The sequence below is a fragment of the Streptomyces sp. AcH 505 genome, assembly GCF_000818175.1.
GTDB lineage: Bacteria > Actinomycetota > Actinomycetes > Streptomycetales > Streptomycetaceae > Streptomyces.
In genome coordinates this window covers 1,943,254-1,949,777 of the sequence record NZ_JTIY01000001.1, presented here as the reverse complement: position 1 = coordinate 1,949,777, position 6,524 = coordinate 1,943,254, and the positions used below count along the sequence as shown (strand labels likewise).

Annotated in this window: 4 protein-coding genes; 1 reads left to right on the top strand and 3 read right to left on the bottom strand. The window is 70.5% G+C overall.

Annotation, left to right across the window (positions count from 1 at the left end; all coding sequences use genetic code 11):
- The 3 genes from HY68_RS44920 to mshD all read right to left on the bottom strand — a co-directional run.
- A partial coding sequence (locus HY68_RS44920; RefSeq protein WP_241778507.1) for a CHAD domain-containing protein occupies positions 1–652 on the bottom strand: 652 nt, incomplete at its 3' end.
- Positions 639–2,867, bottom strand: a complete 2,229-nt coding sequence (locus HY68_RS09050; RefSeq protein WP_041986702.1) for an RNA degradosome polyphosphate kinase — start codon at positions 2,865–2,867, stop codon at positions 639–641. The genes HY68_RS44920 and HY68_RS09050, both read right to left, overlap by 14 nt.
- 376 nt (positions 2,868–3,243) lie before the next feature.
- Positions 3,244–4,191, bottom strand: a complete 948-nt coding sequence (mshD, locus tag HY68_RS09045) for a mycothiol synthase (RefSeq protein WP_041986699.1) — start codon at positions 4,189–4,191, stop codon at positions 3,244–3,246.
- Between the two features lie 250 nt (positions 4,192–4,441).
- On the opposite strand from mshD, the gene HY68_RS09040 reads away from it, so the two are divergent.
- Positions 4,442–6,292 carry a bifunctional metallophosphatase/5'-nucleotidase gene (locus HY68_RS09040; RefSeq protein WP_041995477.1) on the top strand — a complete coding sequence of 617 codons (1,851 nt, stop codon included), beginning with the start codon at positions 4,442–4,444 and terminating at the stop codon, positions 6,290–6,292.
- Positions 6,293–6,524: the final 232 nt, after the last annotated feature.

The following is a 6,524-nucleotide window of genomic DNA, read 5'->3' as shown; positions in this document are numbered from 1 at the left end:
CCGCCGCCGCCGGCGCCAGCGGCACCTCGGAGGCCAGTACGGCGACGGCGTCGGCGACCGCGTGGAACCGTGACGAGCCGAGCGCCTGGAGCGCGGCCGAGTGCGAGCGTGTCCGGGCGAGGGTCAGCTGGCGCTCCAGCAGGGCGCCCGCGCGCGAGGCCCCGACGGTCAGCGTGCTCGTGACGGCAGGAGCGGCGGGGGCCGTGGGGGCGGCCGTCGGCGTACCGCCGGGCAGCGCGGGCCCGGCGCCGTTCGCGCCTTCCGCGCGCGTCGCGGGCACGGACACCGCGACCGGTACGGACTCGGCGACCGCGCCCGCCCCCGACAGCCGGGCCAGCGCGCCGACCAGCCGGTGCAGCCGGGCCGTGCACGCGTGTTCCTGGGCGAGGGTGCCGGACAGCCAGCCCAGCTCCTTGCGGAGCTGGTCGGCCCAGGCCGGGTCGAGCAGCGCACGGTACGTGTGCAGACTCCCCCCGATCCGCCGGGCCGACGAGCGCAGCGCGCGCGCCGCCTGGTCGGCGGCTGCCGTGTCCGAGCCGCTCTCGCTGTACAGCCGCAGGCTGCGCAGGAAGTCGGCGGCCCGGCCGTGCAGATAGCCGGCCAGGACCTCGCCCGCCGTCAGCCGGTCGGTGTCCGTGTCATGGTGCTGCACGCCGGCGCCTCCGGGCGTCTATGAGCATTTCCTGTACGTGCCGCAACGGCTGGCCTTCCGGGTCCGTGGCATGCCGGGTCCAGTTGCCGTCAGCGCCGAGGTGCCAGGAGGAGGTGGTGTCGGACATTCCGGTCTCCAGCAGCCGGGTCAGTGCCGCGCGGTGGGCCGGGTCGATGACCCGTACCAGCGCTTCGATACGGCGGTCGAGGTTGCGGTGCATCATGTCGGCGCTGCCCAGCCAGACCTCGGGCTCGCCGCCGTTGCCGAAGGCGAAGACCCGGGAGTGTTCGAGGAAGCGGCCGAGTATCGAGCGCACGCGTACGTTCTCGGACAGGCCCGCGACGCCTGGCCGTACGGCACAGATGCCACGCACCCAGATGTCGACGGGCACGCCCGCCTGCGACGCCCGGTAACAGGCGTCGATGATGGCCTCGTCGACCATCGAGTTGACCTTGATCCGCACGTAGGCGGGGCGTCCCGAGCGGTGGTGGGCCGCTTCCTTGTTGATCCGGGTGATCAGCCCGTCACGCAGGGACTTCGGTGCGACCAGCAGCCGGCGGTAGGTCTCCCGGCGCGAGTAGCCGGAGAGCCGGTTGAACAGGTCGGAGAGATCGGCGCCCACCTGCGGGTCGGCGGTGAGCAGGCCGAGGTCTTCGTACAGCCGGGCAGTCTTGGGGTGGTAGTTGCCCGTGCCGACATGGCTGTAGCGGCGGAGGTTCTCGCCCTCCTGGCGCACCACGAGGGACAGCTTGCAGTGCGTCTTCAGCCCGACGAGCCCGTACACCACGTGGCAGCCGGCCTCTTCGAGCTTGCGCGCCCATTTGATGTTGGCCTGCTCGTCGAAGCGGGCCTTGATCTCGACGAGGACCAGCACCTGCTTGCCGGACTCGGCGGCGTCGATCAGGGCGTCCACGATCGGTGAGTCGCCCGAGGTGCGGTACAGCGTCTGTTTGATCGCCAGCACGTCGGGATCGGCGGCGGCCTGTTCCAGGAACGCCTGCACGGAGGTGGAGAACGAGTCGTACGGGTGGTGCAGCAGGACGTCGCGCTCGCGGAGAGCCGCGAATATGTCCGGTGCTGAGGCGGACTCCACCTGTGCGAGATCGCGGTGGGTGCCCGCGATGAACTTGGGGAACTTCAGCTCGGGCCGGTCCTGGGCGGAGATCCCGAAGAGCGCGGTCAGGTCGAGCAGCCCGGCCAGCGGATACACCTCCGCGTCGGACACCTTCAGCTCACGGACGAGCAGGTCGAGGACGTACGGGTCGATGGACTCCTCGACTTCCAGGCGCACCGGCGGGCCGAAGCGGCGCCGCATGAGCTCCTTCTCCAGCGCCTTGAGGAGGTTCTCGGCGTCGTCCTCCTCGACTTCCAGGTCCTCGTTGCGGGTGACCCGGAACATGTGGTGCGCCAGCACCTCCATCCCGGGGAACAGCTCCTCCAGGTGGGCGGCGATCACGTCCTCCAGCGGGACGAACCGCGCGGGGGACGCCTCCAGGAACCGCGACAGCAGCGGCGGCACCTTGACCCGGGCGAAGTGCTGATGGCCGCTGACGGGGTTGCGCACGACGACCGCGAGGTTCAGCGAGAGGCCCGAGATGTACGGGAAGGGGTGCGCGGGGTCCACGGCAAGCGGGGTCAGGACGGGGAAGATCTGCTGGCGGAAGAGAGTGAACAGGCGGGCCTGCTCCTTCTCGGTGAGTTCCGGCCAGCGGATGATGTGGATGCCCTCGTCGGCGAGGGCGGGGGCGACGTCCTGCTGGTAGCAGGCGGCGTGCCGGGCCATGAGTTCGCGGGAGCGGGTCCAGATCAGGTCCAGCACCTCGCGGGGCTGCAGCCCCGAGGCCGAGCGGGTGGCGACCCCGGTCGCGATGCGGCGTTTCAGGCCGGCCACCCGGACCATGAAGAACTCGTCCAGGTTGGACGCGAAAATCGCAAGGAAGTTCGCCCGTTCGAGGAGTGGCGTCGCGGGATCCTCCGCCAGCTCCAGCACGCGCTCGTTGAAGGCGAGCCAGCTGCGCTCGCGGTCGAGGAACCGTCCTTGGGGCAGCGCGGCGTCGTCGGGGTCGCCGTCCTCCTCGTACGTGTCGAGATCCGCGTCGAGATCAGGCTCCAGATCGGAGACGGCGGCGGCGACGGTATGGGGCCGGTGCGCGGCTATGAAACCGACGGACGGCTGGGGCTGCTGGACCGGAACCTCGGCGGGCTGCTGACTCATGTCCCTATTCTTCCGCGCTGAGGGGACAGGAGGCGCGTCGGAGAGCGCAGGAAGGAGTGGGTTCGGATTCCTGCCGTTCGGGGTGGGGGGCACAGCGGGCTGCATTCAGCGAGCGTCGCAAGGCCGTCTGAATGGCTGGTAACGGGGACATGACGTGGAGGGAAGCGGGGCGGGGCTCCCAGGGGGCGGGGGTGCGGGGGCTTGGCCGAAAAACGGGCGGGGAGCGGCTGGGTGGTCACATACGGTCACGGTCGGTCGCGTGTGGGCGCGGTCGGTCGCTTGTTTACGCGCGGGCGGGCGCGCTTGTTTGCGCGCGGGTGGGCGCGCGTGTGGGCGCGAAACGCTCCCGTGCCGGGGCTTGAGCCTCGCGGACGGCTCAGGTCTCGGTGCGGTACATCAGGTCGACCTCGTACGTGCTGAAGCCCAGCCGCTCGTACACCGTCAGCGCCGCGATGTTGTCGGCGTCCACATAGAGCATCGCGGTCGGCAGCCCCTCGGCCGCCAGGTGGCGCAGTCCGATCGCGGTGAGCGCCTTGCCGAGGCCGCCGCCCTGCGCGTCGGGGCGGATGCCGACAACGTACACCTCGCCGAGCTGCTCCTCGGCGTGCACCTTCGTCCAGTGGAAGCCGAGCAGCTCGGCGGGTCCGTCGGTGCCGCTGTCGCTGCCGGCGCGCTCGGCGAGGAAGAAGCCCTTCGGGTCGAACCACGGCTCGGCCTTGCGGTCGTCGAGATCGCGCTGCGTCATCCCGCCCTGCTCGGGGTGGTGGGCGAAGGCGGCGGCGTTCACGGCGAGCCACGCGGCGTCGTCCTGCCCCGGCACGAACGTACGGACGGTGACCCCTGCGGGCCATACCGGCTCGGCGATCTCCAGCGGGCTCAACGGGCGGCGCAGCTGCCGCAGTTCGCGGAACATCGTCAGCCCGAGCACCTGCGCGAGATGCCGGGCCGCCGACTTGCCGCCGTGCGCCCACACCCGCATCCGCTTGCCCGAGGCGGCCATCAGCGCGTTGCCCAGCGCCCGGCCGTGGCCGCGGCCCCTGCGCCCCGGGTGCACGACCAGCTCGGCCGCGGGTGCTTCGACCGGATCGGTGTCCTCCAACTGCGCGTAGCCGACGAGTTCGTCGCCGACGGTCAGCAGGAAGTGCCGTACGCCCTCGCGGTGACCGCCGCGCAACTGGAGCCTGCCCTGCTCGGAGACGGCCTGGACGCCGTCGGAAGCGGCGGCCTCGGCGAGCAGTCCGGCCACTGCCGCGGCCTGCTCGGAGGTGAGCGCGTCGAGGGTCTGGATCTGCCGGCCGGGCTCGCGGGCTGCTGCGTCAGTCATGCAACGAGGGTACGGCGCCGGTGCCGGTACGCAGGCGAGGTGAGTGCCCGGGGTCGCCGAGCGCGTGACCGTGTGTCAGGCGCCGCGGGGTCGTAATGGCAACCAGCTCGTAACCCGGGAGCCCCTGTCGCGCTACGCGCGTTGACTCTAGGCTGCGGCTGACATTCCTCATGAAGATTTCATGAACCTGTACGACCACCTGTACGACCTCACGACTCTCCATGCTCACGCTGAACTCACAAGGGGAACGATGTCAGCGACACCGCAGAAGAACCGTGCGGCCCGGCGGATGCTCACCGCCGTCGCCGGTCTGGCCACCGTGGGCGCGCTGATCGCCGCCGCCCCGGCCGCCCAGGCCCACGGAAACGGACATGGCCACGGGCACGGCTCGGGACATGGTTCCGGCCACAACTCCGGTCACGGCCACCACCAGCCGTCGCCGCGCACCGTCGACGTCCAGATGCTGTCCTTCAACGACCTGCACGGCAACCTGGAGCCGCCGGCCGGCTCCTCCGGCAGCGTCACCGAGATACAGCCCGACGGTACGACGAAGGCGATCCCGGCCGGTGGCGTCGAGTACCTGGCCAGCTCGCTGCGCACCGCGCGCAAGGGTCACCCGTACTCCATCACCGCGGCGGGCGGCGACATGGTGGGCGCGAGCCCGCTGCTGTCGGGCCTCTTCCACGACGAGCCCACCATCGAGGCGCTCAACAAGATCGACCTCGATGTGACGTCCGTCGGCAACCACGAGTTCGACGAGGGCGCCACGGAGCTGGCCCGCCTGCAGAACGGCGGCTGCCACCCGACGGCCGGCTGCTACGAGAAGGGGAAGAAGTTCCCCGGCGCCGACTTCCCTTACCTCGCGGCCAACGTGACGTCGGAGAAGACCGGCAAGCCGATCCTCAAGCCGTACACGGTCTGGAAGAAGAACGGCGTCAAGATCGGCTTCATCGGGGTGACCCTGGAAGGCACGCCGAACATCGTGACGGCCGAGGGCGTCAAGGGGCTCAAGTTCCACGACGAGATCGAGACCGTCAACAAGTACGCCAAGGAACTGGACAAGCAGGGCGTCAAGTCGATCGTCGCGCTGATCCACGAGGGCGGCCAGCCGGCCTCGACGTCGTACAACTACGACTGTGACAGCCCGGGTTCGGGCGACGGCATCTCAGGTCCGATCGGCGACATCGCCAAGGGCATATCGCCCAAGGTGGACGCGCTGGTCACGGGCCACACGCACCAGGCGTACGTCTGCACGATCCCGGACCCGGCGGGCAAGCCGCGCATGGTGACGTCGGCTTCGTCCTTCGGCCGGCTGTACACGGACACGACGCTGACGTACGACCGCCGGACGAACGACATCGTCCGTACGGGCGTGGCGTCGGCGAACCACGTCGTCACCCGTGACCAGCCCAAGGCCAAGGACATGACGGACCTGATCGCCCGGTGGAACACCATCGCCGCGCCGATCGCCAACACCCCGCAGGGCTTCATCTCGGCGGACATCGGCCGCAGCGGCCCGGAGATGCCGCTGGGTGACGTGATCGCCGACGCGCAGCTCGCGGGCATGTCGGCGCCGGACAAGGGCGGCGCGCAGTTCGCGTTCATGAACCCGGGCGGTATCAGGACCGACCTGGTGTACGCGGCGTCGGGCAGCGAGGGCGACGGGGTCGTCACGTACGGCGAGGCGTTCGCCGTGCAGCCGTTCACCAACATGATGACGGCGATCGACCTGACGGGCGCGCAGGTCGTGACGGCACTGCAGCAGCAGGTCAGCGGCGCGAACGAGGCGTCGCCGAAGATCCTCCAGGTGTCGAAGAACTTCACGTACACGCTGGACATGACGAAGGCAGGCGCGGCCCGGGTGGTCACCGACTCGATCCGCCTGAACGGCGAACCGCTCGACCCGGCGGCGACGTACCGCGTCGCGATGAACGAGTTCCTGTCGGGCGGGGGCGACGGCTTCGCGGTCCTGGGCCAGGGCGCGAACAAGCTGGTGGGCGCGTCGGACCTAGACATGTTCAACAACTACCTGGCGGCCAACTCGACGGCGGCGGCGCCGCTGGCGCCGCCGGCGACGGACCGGATCACGGTGGTGAAGTAACGAGCAGTCGGTAGTACGTGACTGACGGGGCGGCGGACACACGAGGGCGTGTCCGCCGCCCTTCGCTGTTGGCGGCCCGGGTGGTCTTCCCTGGGGGACTCGGGCTGGCTCGGCGTCCACCCCGGCCGGGTAGTGGCTGAGACTCATGCCCCGCTGGTCACTGGGGGTGGGTGTGTGCGGGTGCGGGCGCATGGGCCGGGAGCTGTGTGGGCCGGAGGGATTTGCCGCCCGT